Origin of the sequence: Burkholderia sp. TSV86, assembly GCF_001522865.1 — a bacterium.
Lineage (GTDB): Bacteria > Pseudomonadota > Gammaproteobacteria > Burkholderiales > Burkholderiaceae > Burkholderia.
On the sequence record NZ_LOWB01000073.1, the window covers coordinates 82,442 to 94,536 of the forward strand.

Annotated in this window: 15 protein-coding genes, 1 tRNA gene and 3 pseudogenes; 9 read left to right on the forward strand and 10 right to left on the reverse strand. The window is 55.7% G+C overall.

Annotation, left to right across the window (positions count from 1 at the left end; translation table 11 throughout):
- The first annotated feature begins 22 nt into the window (after positions 1 to 22).
- The 6 genes from WS68_RS11855 (at position 23) to WS68_RS26085 (ending at position 4,070) form a co-directional block, all read left to right on the forward strand.
- Complete coding sequence (locus WS68_RS11855) at positions 23 to 781, forward strand: cytochrome c1 (protein ID WP_059570986.1); 759 nt, start codon at positions 23 to 25, stop codon at positions 779 to 781.
- A gap of 92 nt (positions 782 to 873) precedes the next feature.
- The gene (locus tag WS68_RS11860; RefSeq protein WP_027797364.1) at positions 874 to 1,485 is read left to right on the forward strand and encodes a glutathione S-transferase N-terminal domain-containing protein; all 612 of its coding nucleotides are present in this window, start codon (positions 874 to 876) and stop codon (positions 1,483 to 1,485) included.
- Positions 1,486 to 1,548: 63 nt separating this feature from the next.
- Complete coding sequence (locus WS68_RS11865) at positions 1,549 to 2,082, forward strand: ClpXP protease specificity-enhancing factor (protein ID WP_059571001.1); 534 nt, start codon at positions 1,549 to 1,551, stop codon at positions 2,080 to 2,082.
- Positions 2,083 to 2,101: 19 nt separating this feature from the next.
- Positions 2,102 to 2,177, forward strand: a tRNA-Thr gene (locus WS68_RS11870).
- Between the two features lie 97 nt (positions 2,178 to 2,274).
- Positions 2,275 to 3,321: a tyrosine-type recombinase/integrase gene (locus WS68_RS11875; RefSeq protein WP_059570987.1), complete on the forward strand. Its 1,047-nt coding sequence runs from the start codon at positions 2,275 to 2,277 to the stop codon at positions 3,319 to 3,321.
- Positions 3,322 to 3,857: 536 nt separating this feature from the next.
- Entirely contained in the window at positions 3,858 to 4,070 is a 213-nt protein-coding gene (locus WS68_RS26085) for a plasmid-related protein (RefSeq protein WP_082709972.1), read from the forward strand.
- A gap of 320 nt (positions 4,071 to 4,390) precedes the next feature.
- Here WS68_RS26085 and WS68_RS29600 read toward each other — a convergent pair.
- The 3 genes and pseudogenes from WS68_RS29600 to WS68_RS11890 all read right to left on the reverse strand — a co-directional run.
- A pseudogene (locus WS68_RS29600) lies at positions 4,391 to 4,582 on the reverse strand (putative holin); the annotation flags it as partial.
- A 2-nt stretch (positions 4,583 to 4,584) separates the two neighbouring features.
- Positions 4,585 to 4,797 (reverse strand): tail protein X, encoded by a 213-nt coding sequence (locus WS68_RS11885; RefSeq protein ID WP_059570988.1) that lies wholly within the window; start codon positions 4,795 to 4,797, stop codon positions 4,585 to 4,587.
- The gene (locus WS68_RS11890) at positions 4,797 to 4,973 is read right to left on the reverse strand and encodes a head completion/stabilization protein (RefSeq protein ID WP_231753001.1); all 177 of its coding nucleotides are present in this window, start codon (positions 4,971 to 4,973) and stop codon (positions 4,797 to 4,799) included. Before WS68_RS11890 ends, WS68_RS11885 begins: the two co-directional genes overlap by 1 nt.
- Before the next feature lie 12 nt (positions 4,974 to 4,985).
- Here WS68_RS11890 and WS68_RS11895 point away from each other — a divergent pair, with 12 nt between their 5' ends.
- From WS68_RS11895 to WS68_RS11910, 3 genes are all read left to right on the forward strand, one after another.
- The gene (locus WS68_RS11895) at positions 4,986 to 5,228 is read left to right on the forward strand and encodes a hypothetical protein (protein ID WP_231753002.1); all 243 of its coding nucleotides are present in this window, start codon (positions 4,986 to 4,988) and stop codon (positions 5,226 to 5,228) included.
- Positions 5,229 to 5,648: 420 nt separating this feature from the next.
- The gene (locus WS68_RS11905) at positions 5,649 to 5,903 is read left to right on the forward strand and encodes a type II toxin-antitoxin system RelE family toxin (RefSeq protein WP_059570991.1); all 255 of its coding nucleotides are present in this window, start codon (positions 5,649 to 5,651) and stop codon (positions 5,901 to 5,903) included.
- Entirely contained in the window at positions 5,887 to 6,213 is a 327-nt protein-coding gene (locus WS68_RS11910; RefSeq protein ID WP_059570992.1) for a helix-turn-helix domain-containing protein, read from the forward strand. Before WS68_RS11905 ends, WS68_RS11910 begins: the two co-directional genes overlap by 17 nt.
- Before the next feature lie 627 nt (positions 6,214 to 6,840).
- Here WS68_RS11910 and WS68_RS26090 read toward each other — a convergent pair.
- The 7 genes and pseudogenes from WS68_RS26090 to WS68_RS27615 form a co-directional block, all read right to left on the reverse strand.
- Positions 6,841 to 7,218 (reverse strand): ASCH domain-containing protein, encoded by a 378-nt coding sequence (locus WS68_RS26090; protein WP_082709973.1) that lies wholly within the window; start codon positions 7,216 to 7,218, stop codon positions 6,841 to 6,843.
- Positions 7,196 to 8,239 carry a GNAT family N-acetyltransferase gene (locus WS68_RS26095; protein ID WP_082709974.1) on the reverse strand — a complete coding sequence of 348 codons (1,044 nt, stop codon included), beginning with the start codon at positions 8,237 to 8,239 and terminating at the stop codon, positions 7,196 to 7,198. Before WS68_RS26095 ends, WS68_RS26090 begins: the two co-directional genes overlap by 23 nt.
- 697 nt (positions 8,240 to 8,936) lie before the next feature.
- Positions 8,937 to 9,866, reverse strand: a complete 930-nt coding sequence (locus WS68_RS11920) for a hypothetical protein (RefSeq protein WP_059570994.1) — start codon at positions 9,864 to 9,866, stop codon at positions 8,937 to 8,939.
- Between the two features lie 723 nt (positions 9,867 to 10,589).
- A pseudogene (locus WS68_RS26100) lies at positions 10,590 to 10,736 on the reverse strand (IS5/IS1182 family transposase); the annotation flags it as partial.
- A 51-nt stretch (positions 10,737 to 10,787) separates the two neighbouring features.
- Positions 10,788 to 11,282: a tyrosine-type recombinase/integrase gene (locus WS68_RS11925; RefSeq protein ID WP_231753003.1), complete on the reverse strand. Its 495-nt coding sequence runs from the start codon at positions 11,280 to 11,282 to the stop codon at positions 10,788 to 10,790.
- A 70-nt stretch (positions 11,283 to 11,352) separates the two neighbouring features.
- Positions 11,353 to 11,592: pseudogene (locus tag WS68_RS28910) on the reverse strand (hypothetical protein); the annotation flags it as partial.
- Between the two features lie 82 nt (positions 11,593 to 11,674).
- Positions 11,675 to 11,932 carry a hypothetical protein gene (locus tag WS68_RS27615; protein ID WP_156429476.1) on the reverse strand — a complete coding sequence of 86 codons (258 nt, stop codon included), beginning with the start codon at positions 11,930 to 11,932 and terminating at the stop codon, positions 11,675 to 11,677.
- Positions 11,933 to 12,095 lie beyond the last annotated feature (163 nt).

Sequence of the window (12,095 nt, forward strand, 5' to 3'; positions counted from 1 at the left end):
GTCGCGAGCGAGGAGAATTCGTATGAAGAAATTGCTTTTGACGCTCGCAATGTTTACTGTGGCGGTATGTCTGCTGTCGAGTGCACCCGCGCGGGCCGACGAGGGCGGATTTCCGCTCGACCGGGCTCCCGATAACGTGGAGAATCTCGTCTCCCTGCAACATGGCGCGCAATTGTTCGTGAACTATTGCCTGAATTGCCATAGTGCAAACCTGATGCGCTATAACCGGCTGACGGATCTCGGCATCTCGCAAAAGGAGATCGAGGCGAATCTGCTGTTTACGACCGATAAGGTCGGCAACACGATGAGCGTCGCGATGCGGCCGGACGATGCGAAGAACTGGCTCGGCGTCGCGCCGCCCGATCTGTCCGTCGAAGCGCGTGCGCGCGGCCGCGATTGGCTATACACGTATCTGCGCAGTTTCTACCGCGACGATACGCGGCCGACCGGCTGGAACAACGCGGTGTTCGCGAATGTCGGGATGCCGCACGTGTTGTGGCAGCTTCAGGGGCAGCGCGTTGCGAAATTCGAGGAAAAGACGGACGACGAAACGGGCGAGAAGGTGCGCAAGCTTGTCGGATTCCAGCAGGTGACGCCGGGCACGTTGTCGCCGGTGGATTACGACACCGCCGTTGGCGATCTGGTCGCGTATCTGAGCTGGATGTCCGAGCCCGAGCAACAGACCCGCAAGCGCCTCGGCGTATGGGTGCTGCTGTTCCTCGGCGTCTTGACCTTCCTTGCATGGCGGCTCAATGCCGCCTATTGGAAAGATATTAAGTAATCACGCTTTGACCGGCGTGGGGCCAGTGCAACGAAGAGCCAACGGGACGGCTCTTCCGAGCGCTGGCCTTCGGTTTTTGAGGAAACGCAAACATGATGGTTCTGTATTCCGGTACGACTTGTCCGTTCTCCCAGCGTTGCCGGCTGGTGCTGTTCGAAAAGGGCATGGATTTCGAGATTCGCGACGTCGACTTGTTCAACAAGCCGGAAGATATCGCCGTGATGAATCCATACGGACAGGTGCCGATTCTCGTCGAGCGGGATCTGATTCTGTACGAATCGAACATCATCAATGAGTACATCGACGAGCGCTTCCCGCATCCGCAACTGATGCCGGCCGATCCGGTTCAGCGCGCACGCGCGCGCCTGTTCCTGCTTAATTTCGAGAAGGAATTGTTCGTGCATGTGAGCACGCTCGAGAACGAGAAGGGCAAGGCAGCGGAGAAGAACCACGAGAAGGCGCGCCTTGCGATCCGCGATCGGTTGACGCAGCTCGCACCGATCTTCCTGAAGAACAAGTACATGCTAGGCGAAGAGTTCTCGATGCTCGACGTTGCGATCGCGCCGTTGCTTTGGCGTCTCGATCACTACGGAATCGAGCTGTCGAAGAATGCGGCGCCATTGATGAAGTACGCGGAGCGGATCTTCAGCCGTCCTGCATATATCGAAGCGCTGACGCCGTCCGAAAAGGTCATGCGTCGTTAAGTTGGGTGATTGGGAGGCGGATGCGGCAGGTTGTCGCCTGTTCGCTTCCATTCGAGGATGGCGATGCAAGAAATTTCCACGAAGCCTTATTTGCTGCGCGCGCTGTACGAATGGTGCACGGATAACGGTTATACGCCGCACATCGCGGTGCGGGTCGACAAGGCGACGCGCGTGCCGCGTCAGTTCGTGCGTGACGGCGAGATCGTATTGAACATCAGCTTCGAGGCGACGAGCCAGTTGCAGATGGGCAACGAATGGATCGAATTTACCGCGCGGTTCTCCGGCAAGGCGCACAAGATCGAGGTGCCGATTGCCAACGTGCTCGCGATTTATGCGCGCGAGAATGGGCAGGGAATGGCGTTCCAGGTCGATGTCGCGGCGGAGTTGGGCGAAGACGAGGCAAGCGTGGTGGATGACGCCGGCCAGAGTGACGGGCACGGCGCAGTATCCGAGAATGCGGTGGAGGGAGCAGCTTCCGCCGAACCGGCGGTGAGGCCGGTGGCCGACGACAGTCCTGACGGCGCCGGGGATCCGCCGATGTCCGACAGTGACGGCGCGAATAAAGGCGGACGGCCGCGCCTCAAGATCGTGAAATGAGGTAGAATCGTCAGTCTTCGCCGGCTTAGCTCATCTGGTAGAGCAGTTGATTTGTAATCATCAGGTGGCGGGTTCGAGTCCTGCAGCCGGCACCATATAAATCAAGGGGTTACGAGAATTTCTCGTGACCCCTTGATGCTTTTTAGGCCCTCCCGGTACAGTATTGGTACACTGCGCCGTCAGAAGGGCATCATGGCCGTCATCCAAAAACGAGATTCAGGCAACTGGAAGGCGATCGTTCGCAAGAACGGTTGGCCGACCACGATCAAGACTTTCCGCACCAAACGCGATGCCGAGGATTGGGCTCGCCGGACCGAGGATGAGATGGTTCGGGGTGTCTACCTGTCGCGTGCACCCTCCGAAAAGCTCACGGTGTCGGCCGCGCTGAAGCGGTACATGGAGGAGGTGTCGATTACCAAGAAGGCCACCACGCAGCGCAGCGAGCGCTTTACCTCGCAGCATTTGGCCGCGTTCTTCGGGAAGTATTCGATGGCCGCCGTCAGTGCCGAGCTCGTCGCGAAGTATCGCGACGAACGATTGGTGGCCGGCAAATCGAACAACACCGTGCGCATCGAGCTGGCGATGCTCGGGCATCTGTTCCGGGTTGCGATTCAGGAGTGGGGGATCGGCCTGACGTTCAATCCAGTCGCCAACATCCGAAAGCCTAGTCCCGGCGCTGGCCGGGATCGACGCTTGACGCCAGAAGAGCAGCAACGGCTCTTCACGACCGCCGATGCCCATAGCAATCCGATGCTCGGATGGATCGTGCGGCTGGCCGTCGAAACCGGCATGCGCTCATCGGAGATCACGGGCCTGCGCCGCTCGCAAATCGATCTGAACCGCCGGGTCGTTACCCTCAAGGACACCAAGAACGGCAGCGCGCGCTTGGTTCCGCTGACGCGTGTGGCGGTCGAAATCCTGCGCTCGGCGCTGGACAATCCTATCCGACCGATTGACGTTGATCTCGTGTTCTTCGGGGAGCCGGGGCGAGACGGAAAGCGCAAGCCCTACGTGTTTCAGAAGCTCTGGGCGAGCATCGTGCAGACAGTTGGCTTAGCTGACTTGCATTTCCACGATCTACGCCACGAGGCCGTGAGTCGGCTGGTCGAAGCCGGTTTGAGCGACCAGGAGGTTGCTTCGATCAGCGGCCACAAGTCGATGCAGATGCTAAAGCGATATACACATCTTCGCGCCGAGGATCTTGTTGAGAAGCTGGATCGGGTTCAGCGGCAAGCATAGCCGGCTCCGATAAGAATAATAATGTTCTTATTCTTCTTATTATTTGGTGGGCATCGGTAAGGTCTTGCGTTAGCAGAACCAGCATTCTCGCATGCGAGAAAATCCGGTTCCCGGCGTCTAGCGTCGGGAGTGTCCCGCCTAAAGCGGAGGGCAGAGGGGACCCCTTTGGGGAATTGGAAGCGTTGCTGCGCCGCGGGCTGTTGTCGCGCGGCTAGCGCGGCCGGCGGGATCGAGCAGCGGGTATGACCGCTGCGGATGTCGTCGTCGCATACCGGCCCGGCAGACCACCCTTCTGCAAGCCCATTTTTCTTTACGCACGTGTGATTGGCTCGATAGTGTTCAGTGCAGAGTTGGCTTGTTACAAACTGTTTCAATTTTGATTATCGAGTGTGGGCTTGAGAATTGATTTTTAAAATCAATGAATTGCGGAATAACTGTTTACGAAATGTTTACTGTAATATTGACGGTCAACACGTTTTAATGTAGGGCGATATTCCGTAATCTTCCGTTGCATACAGAAACGCGGAGTTATCCAAGTGACTTCAACGGAAGAAAATATTATCCAGCGTTACGGAGCATTGCTGACACTTTCACAAGTGGCGGAGCTATTACATCGGAGTCCTGAGGGGCTTCGTGTAACCCTCACCCGCGACAACGACGTGTCTCGCAAGCTGCTGCCTGCAAGGGTCAAGATTGGCCGGCGAGTCCTGTTCAAAACGACCGCTGTTGCTCATTTGTTTGCGGAATAAGGCGGCCGAGCTACCCCATGTCTACGCCGCTACTGCTGCCTTTCCCGCGTGTGGTCGCTCGCGCAGCCGAGGCGCAATCGCGCCTTGAAGCACGGTGCGAGACGGTTGAACCGCAGCAGTTGTTTCTCCCTGGCCTCGATGAATTCATGCGGGCCATGCCGAATCACATCGCCCGCTCCAGTCTGTTCGCGCCGGTTGCTCGCGGGCGTAAGCGCATCCACAAGGACACAGTTCTTGTCAGCCGTACCGACGCGGTCATCAAGTTCTGGGGTGAACAACTGGACGAGACCCAAGCAGACGTGTGGATGCAAGCCATGCACGAGGCAAGTCGCAGAGGCGACTGCAATGCGAACCGTGTTCGGAATCGACGGATCGGCGGCCGTCATCACAAACAGCAGCGAGCCGGCGAACGCGCCCATGACGACGTTGGCGTCGACGCCGGGAAACAGCGATAGCGTGGCGACGCCGAGCGCCGCGATCGTCGCGGACGACGTGGAAATAGGTTCAGCCATTCTCAGTCCCATAACTGGAGCCGCTCAGCGCCGGATTGCGCCGCTTGCGGTATTTCGTCGGGCAGCTCGACGAGCAGCCCGTGAGGCAGGATCGGGCCGTACTGCGCCAGGTCCCGGTTGAGGTCGAGCACCGCTTCGACGACGCCGCGCGTGCGGCCGAGTACGCGCCAGCAAAGCGCGTCGATGGTTTCCCCCTGGAGCGCCCGCACCTCCATCAGATCAGCTCCACCGTCATGCGAGGGCGGCCGATGATGTCGCTGATCGCCCAGCGGGCGTCACGGCGCAGCTCGTCGCCCTGGGGCTCCAACTCGTCTGCGCGGCGTGCGCCGTCGCCTGTCGTGTCGTAGTCGCGGTACCGCTCGATGAGCGTCGCCTTCGCCAGGCAATACACCGCACGCCGGTAGTGCTGCAGCCGTACGAGGCACGCGTCTACACGAACTCGGTCAAGGAGCTGCCAGCCGCCATCGCGCGCAGATTCGACAAGACGACGGCCCTAGCGATCCAGCGCGAACGCGAATTGCAGCGCCGCAGCGCCGGCATGCAGCCCAAGGGCACGTCCGATGGTAAGCAGGCGTTGCAGCGTCAGCAACTCGAACAGCAAACCACGCTGTTCAGCTTCAGGCCGAATGCAGTTGAATCGTCGTAGCCAAATATAGCCATACCTATCCCCGAGGCGTTGTAGTGAGTTGATTATACGGCTGCATTTCTACTATCTGGCGCCCGTGTGGCCGTCGGCGTTGACCGTGATCATGGAGGCTACGGGCTATTCACGCCGCAACTGACGCGTCCATGCTGGACGTGCGAGCACTGGAGTGGGTACATCGCGGGCAGCGACAGGTCGGCCGTGTGCTTCCAGCCGGGCGCCGAGCATGTGCGCGCGATCGCTGTATCGGGTTGTGCTTTCTGGGTCCGCGCGACCGGGATCGACGAGCTGACGAACGCGCAATGCGACGCGTTCGTGCAGGAATACCAGCCCGAATACCCGTATCGAAGGCGCTCGCGCGCGTCGCGAAAACAACTTATAAAGCGCTTGTGAAAACTTATACGAAAACTTATAATCTTTTCCATGAACTCGATCAAATGGACCCCCAAAGCATTCAAGCAACTGCGCAAGCTTGATCGTCAAATCCAGACGGCCATTCGTGACAGCGTGGACACCTTGGTGGCGATGCCGAACTGCCAGAACGTGAAATCCCTGACGAATCACGAATATGGCTACCGGCTCCGGGTTGGCAACTACCGGGTTCTATTCAACTGGGACGGTGAGATCAAGGTAGTCGAAATCGAGGAGGTAAAGAAACGCGATGAACGCACGTACTAACATCCAGATCATCAACGGGCCGGACGGAGCGCCGGCCTTTGTGGTGATCCCCTACGCGGACTACATGGCGCAGCGCGACGAAGAGCGCGACCTGATTCCGCATGCAGTCGTCAGCGCGACGGTCGACGGGGCGACGCCCCTGCGCGCGTGGCGCGAATATCTCGGGCTGACGCAGGCCGAAGTCGCGACGCGGCTCGGCATCAGCCAGTCCGCCTACGCTCAACAGGAGAGCAGCGAGAAGCTGCGCAAGTCGACGCGCGAGAAGATCGCCGCCGCGCTCGGCATCACGGACGCGCAGCTCGACGTCTGACGAACAGTCGGCCAGCAGCAGTCAAGCCGCCAGGCACTTCGGTGCCGGCGGCTTTTTTTCGCCCATGCGGATGCGAGGGATCGGCGGCGCCTGGCGCCCTATGAGCGGCCGGCCGCGCGGGGATGCGCCGGCGTTGCATCGGCGCGCGGCGGCCCGCTGGCGGGCCTGCTGACGCGTCAGAGAGGCTACCCCTTGGGGCTGGATTGGTCCCGGAAGATGCCGGCGCGAACCCAGCGCGCGCAGTTGTGACCCCGCCCCACCTGCCCGCAAAAATGGATGGTTTTTATGCACTCATGCGCCAGGCGCTCGGGGCCGCCTGGCGCGCGCCGCGCGACGATCGGCGGGGCGATTCTTCTATGCAGTTTTACGCGCCTTGGTTATGCGGTCTCGGCGTTCCTCTCCGTATCCCTTTGCGCCAGTCCAATCTCGCGAACTTGGGTTTCGGCGAGATGATTTTCGGAGCCATAGCCTTCCCGCATGGCGCAACAAGACCCTTGACCGAGTCTCGTCAAACTCAGTCGCCGCTCGTCGTCCACTTGTCGCAAAAATCGCGAGGAAATCGACAGCGGCGGCTCGAGTGGCGAGAGCACATTAGAGTGCTATACGGGGCGGAATATCAATCTCGTACTACGCCGATAAATACCTGAATGACTGCGGAGGTGTGCACCGAGGAGCTATCGCATCTAGGTCGAGAGGGGTTTCGTAGCGGAGGGGATTGATGACCTGAATCGCGAAAGCCCTTGTTCTGCCGTGAAAATAGGTGTCGAAAAAGGCTCGACTTATGCCCGCCCATGTGCCCGTCTGCTGCCATAATTTTCTCGGGGTATTTTCAATAACGTCGCCGACATCGAATTCGCCGATTACTTTTCCTATCGGCATGGTGGCATAGACAACCACCTTTGTGACGCCATGATTTTTGAATATGGTTTTTCTGAATTCAAATTTTTTTGATCCGTCAAAAATTCGGTCTGCATATTCCGGCTTAATCGACAATAAGACTTTCATTGACGCCTCCCAAGTGCATTAATTTCTTGAGTTGGTTTTTTGTTAATTCGAAAAAACCCCAGTACTGGTCACGCGTGCAACCGACTTCATCAATCAGTGCTTTTCGATTTGGACGTTTGGGTAAGGCGATATTATATGTGAATTTTATTATTGTTGGGTATTCTTTTGTTGCATAGAATTTTTTTAACTCGCTTTCCGTGAAAACCGAAAATGGAGCGCAGTATTCGATGAAGTCATTCAGTGAGTGAAATTGGCTGATATGACTTACTTTCTGAACGACGCATACTGAGGTTGCAACAGAGCGGTACTCCGCGTTTCCGTCGGGTGATGTTCGATAAATCACGATTACATCGCGCGGGCGCAGTCCGTCGGTCCCTCTCATGTTCGTAAGGTAGACCTTGCGAATGCTATTTGTATGCGATAAATCTTGGACAATATCTTGATTCTCGTTGCGAAGAATTGAGTCTGGAAGTAAGCGGGTATGCCAAATTGGTTTGAGCGCCAGAATGTAGCATTTATGATTAAGTCGAACCAAGGGGTAATTGGATACGGTGTTCTCACCATTCCATTCTAATATCTTTCTGTAAACATCTTCGGTGCCATTGTGGGTTGTCTTTACGCCAGTGCGGACGAAGCCATATTTTTCTATAAGTTGGATGAGCCCCTTGTGCTTCGGGAAAACTGTAAGATAAAGATCTTTGCAGTTCCGTGAAATTGCGCTGTCGAAGATTTTCTTTACGAATCGCTCGCCAAGTTTCGTCCCATGGGCGTTGATTTTAAAGGTACCAACCTTTAGTCGTCTGCCCAGCGGCAAGGGAGGGGTGACGTCGGTCACCTCTCCATTTTCTTCTTTAAGGTAAAGAAATCCATCCAATGTGCCATCTTCTGAGTAAAAAACATAGGCTTGATTGTCCGCTTTTCGCTTAAACCAGTCTTCGAATTCGATGTAGTCGGCCTTCAGGGAATCAAAGAATGGATCGCTTAAGCTAATGTCGGCGAATTTTTTGTACTCAAGGTTCATCTGGTCTCTCTCTTGGTTTGCATTTTCTTGTTTGCAAGCCCTGCTACTGGGCCCGTGCTCTCCACAACTCGTCGATATCATACTCCTTGAGTGCATCCTTCATAGCGCGCAATGCGTTATCGGAATAGCAAGGAAATTTCGACTTTCCGAATTCGAATATGTGACAGGAAGACGGATCTTCGTCGATCTTCAAGAATTTCCGAAGGACAGCAGCTTTCATGTGCGTCAAACCGACCGCTTTGGCTAGCTCCTGTCGACCGAGGTGATATTTCTTCCGTAAGTCAAACTCACGTACAGCAGCTGCTTCTGCCGGATCATCCGAGTCCACATACTTGACCGGAGCTCCCTGCTTCTTTGTGAAGTGTACTTTCAGCTCGATACCTTCACCGTTGGCTGATGTATAGCGTTACTCCAACATTGGCCACCGCGAGCGCTTGCTCGTCGAAGGGACTGAATTGCGCGGTGTCGCGGACTACAAGCAAGGCAATGGCCCGAAGCTCCGACAGTTCCTGTCGGACTATGATTGGTAAAACGTCATAGCTGGTGAGCGCTATGTTCACTTGTACGATTTGCCTTTGAATAGTAAGGCGAAGCTTCCCACCAAATGAAAAAGCCCGCATATGGCGGGCTCGATCTATCGTGCAGGCGCGTGGTTTTATCTGCTGCGTAACCCATATCACGTCGCTTTTTTAGTGGGCTACCGCGTTCGGTTTAACAGCGCGCCTTTCAGCATCGAAAGTAGCAATTTTGCGAAAGACGGTTTATCAATATTGATTGAAAAATGTCCGGTTTGCACCTGAACGGTATTCGTTTTCTGTTGCTGCACCGGCTGACCATTCACCAGTGAAAAACCGTTTTTTGCACCTTTTGCGGTAATGGTGAACACGCCATTTGTGTTTATGAAATCCGGTTCCGGACGTTTGAGTTCGATATCTTTGGAGGCGGTGACAATCGATCTAGGTGTGGGCGCATATATTCCAAATTCCGCCGCATTCGAATTTTTGTTGGCGGCGTTTGAGCCACGGGTAACGAATTTCTCTAGAAACTGGAAATTCATAATGTGGTTCTGGCCGTAACCTTGATCCAATACGTAATTCAGAAAACCCTTATCCAGTTTGGTATTCTTGCTGTTATCTTGAATCACTTTCGCGGATGCCACGTCTCTGTCGCTGAAAGAAGACGTGAGGTGATGGCCTTCCATATCGTACATCGGGTTAGTCGTCCAGTTCGATACTACTGTACCTGCAGTTTGCCGATAATAGGCAAGCTGAAACGCGATATCGTCAACGTAATGCAAGTCAGCGCCGGTCTGCTGTGCATACCCGTACAGATCCGACAACGCTCTGCGGTCGTCTGCGTTAAGCCACATAACCGGATCAGCAGCACCAACGTCTTTCGATCCGACTAGTGGCGTTGCAGGGATTCCCTTTTCGGAACCGCCATATAACCGCGAGAGCATAATTGCTTCGCCGCTCAGCGTCACGCTATCGGCTTGTGTCGATGTCGATTGAGCCAAAGTGGATGCATAAGCGGCAGCGCCGGTCGAATCGCTGGCCGCAGGTGTTGTCGGTGATTCAGCAGTGCCGCCATTTTTCGTTATCGTCGAAAGATTAGAATTGATTTCCATTTAAAACCCCGCGTCGTGAAATCAAAAACGCCTCGCCGATTTCTCAAGCGGGGCGTGTGCTCATCAATACGAGTAGTTGTAGGTTACAGATTCAGTGCCTGCGGGATTCAGGAACGTACTAGGCCGTCCAGTCGGGTTGTGTCTAATCACAACGGAAGCACCGTTACCGAATGGCAGATTATTGAAATCCTTAAGACTAACGCTAGTCCCCGGAACGATTTCATTGCGGCAATAATTCGATTGCGTCGTGTACGGCGGCATATAGCAAACAGAGACGACATCGGTCGTTGCGCCGACATATGACGTAGTTTGAACGTCGATGCTAATCAGCTTTTTGTTCGCAACGAGCAGCGAGCCCGGAAAATCAGAACCGCTCAACCCGAAATATGCACCAGCTGCAAAACCGGCACCGGTCGAAAAAATGAGCGCTTGCGGCGGTGACGTCGTTTTCTGAATTGAAGTGGTGCGAGCATAAGCGCCGACGACAGCAGAGCCGCCAAAACGAATTTTTTCGTGATTTTTCGCATAGCGATTTTCTCAATAATTGGACGGAGTATGCGACGAACCGAAAATGTATTTGTCTGATGAATTATCGGTGCCGTTGAGAAAATCTGAAGGGTTTGAAAGAATTATTTTTTCATCATTGTTCCGCCAATTTGTCGAGCGGAGGGTATTGTTGCATAAGTCGAGTGTGAGGACGGAGTGGCCCACATGGTCATGATTTCAGGCGATGCGAACCGATTGCGGACGAGCGAGGTCCGCCATACGGTTGATTACGCCGACGTGAGCCGCAACCTCGGTCGCCTGCAACCCGAAGCGACGTGCCCAAAGGACGTTGGCCCGTGAGGTCTTGAACCGATACATCGCGTTCTAGGCGAGCGACACGGAGTAAGGCCCCGATGCCGCTCAATCGTAGATTATCTATCGGGTCGGCGTGACTTTGGCGCCGCGTTTTCGAACGTAATGCTCAGTCATTGCTACGCTGCCATGTCCGAGCAGTGATTGAGCACCACGTAGGTCGCTGGCGTGTTCCTTGTCCGTTCCAGCCTTCGCGCGTAGGTCGCGGAACTGAAAATCGGCTTTCGGTATTCCAGCGGCGTCGCGCGCGCGGTCGAATCTGAAGCGCAAGGCCGCACGACCAAGGGGCCTACCGAGTTCGTCAACGATCAAACGTGTCGACCGCGGGTTGTGTTCGATTTTCCGCCTGGCTAACCGCTCGAGCAGAGCAGCGAGTTCTCCGACGATCTCGATTCGCAACCGCGTCCCTGTCTTATTTTGGCGGATCGAGACGCTCCCGTCGCGGATATCACGCTCGTCCAATTTCAACACATCGGCAGGGCGTTGGCCGGTGAGGTAAGCCAAATCCATTGCCTCGCGCAACGGTGCATCGGCCTTTTCCCAAACGGCCTTGTACAAGCCGTCTCCAACGTAGACGTCGCGCCCCTTTTCTCGGTGCTTTCGAACTCCAGAGCAAGGATTGGGGCGGTCAGTTGCCCCCATTCTCTCGCCTTATTAAAAATGTGAGAGAACAGCGCAATCTCGCGGTTTGCGGAAACCGGTGACTCCTTTCGCCAGTCAAGATACTTCCGGATATGGATCGGCTTGATGTCGTCGAGTGGCGCAGGAGGGCATCTGACACATCAAAGCGGCGCAGCCATCCTTCGGTCGCGACGACCGTATTGAGCAGCGGCGCAGTGCTATCGAGCGTCCCGTCCTGCAGGGTATCTTGTACGGCGTCGTCAAATTGAACAGCAAAAAGCGATGGCGGCGGCGCTGTTTCGATCAAAGTGAGACGCTGTAGGGAGTGCTCAATATGCTGATGTACCGTTGAGCAGGCGGGATGAGTTCTTCGACCATGAACCAAACGAGCCGACGCGAATATTTTCGGCCTGCTTCATGATTATTGCAGGTGCAACACGTGTCTTTTGTCCGTTGCCGCCGATCGCGAGGCGTGAACGTAGGGGCAAGGATGGGAAAGGCAGCCAGCACAAGAAAGGCAACAAATCGATTCGGCGCAACGCGCGCTGATTGACCGACTCGGCGTGCGCATTCATGCGAGCAAGCATGAATGCGCACGCTCCGTTCGGCCGGATCGTCTCCTCCGTCTTTTTTCGTGATCGCTGCTATTAGTAAGCAGACGACACATCAAGGCTGCCCAGGCTTTGCGCAAGCCGAAGGCGGGAGGTCTGCCATTTTGAGACGGCCTGCACGCGCTGCTTTTGCGCATCG

Coding starts and splice junctions, on each gene's coding strand:
- WS68_RS11855 (WP_059570986.1), top strand. CDS start 23: ATGAAGAAATTGCTTTTGACGCTCGCAATGTTTACTGTGGCGGTATGT.
- WS68_RS11860 (WP_027797364.1), top strand. CDS start 874: ATGATGGTTCTGTATTCCGGTACGACTTGTCCGTTCTCCCAGCGTTGC.
- WS68_RS11865 (WP_059571001.1), top strand. CDS start 1,549: ATGCAAGAAATTTCCACGAAGCCTTATTTGCTGCGCGCGCTGTACGAA.
- WS68_RS11875 (WP_059570987.1), top strand. CDS start 2,275: ATGGCCGTCATCCAAAAACGAGATTCAGGCAACTGGAAGGCGATCGTT.
- WS68_RS11885 (WP_059570988.1), bottom strand. CDS start 4,797: ATGGAGGTGCGGGCGCTCCAGGGGGAAACCATCGACGCGCTTTGCTGG.
- WS68_RS11905 (WP_059570991.1), top strand. CDS start 5,649: ATGAACTCGATCAAATGGACCCCCAAAGCATTCAAGCAACTGCGCAAG.
- WS68_RS11910 (WP_059570992.1), top strand. CDS start 5,887: ATGAACGCACGTACTAACATCCAGATCATCAACGGGCCGGACGGAGCG.
- WS68_RS26090 (WP_082709973.1), bottom strand. CDS start 7,218: ATGAAAGTCTTATTGTCGATTAAGCCGGAATATGCAGACCGAATTTTT.
- WS68_RS26095 (WP_082709974.1), bottom strand. CDS start 8,239: ATGAACCTTGAGTACAAAAAATTCGCCGACATTAGCTTAAGCGATCCA.
- WS68_RS11920 (WP_059570994.1), bottom strand. CDS start 9,866: ATGGAAATCAATTCTAATCTTTCGACGATAACGAAAAATGGCGGCACT.
- WS68_RS27615 (WP_156429476.1), bottom strand. CDS start 11,932: ATGCTTGCTCGCATGAATGCGCACGCCGAGTCGGTCAATCAGCGCGCG.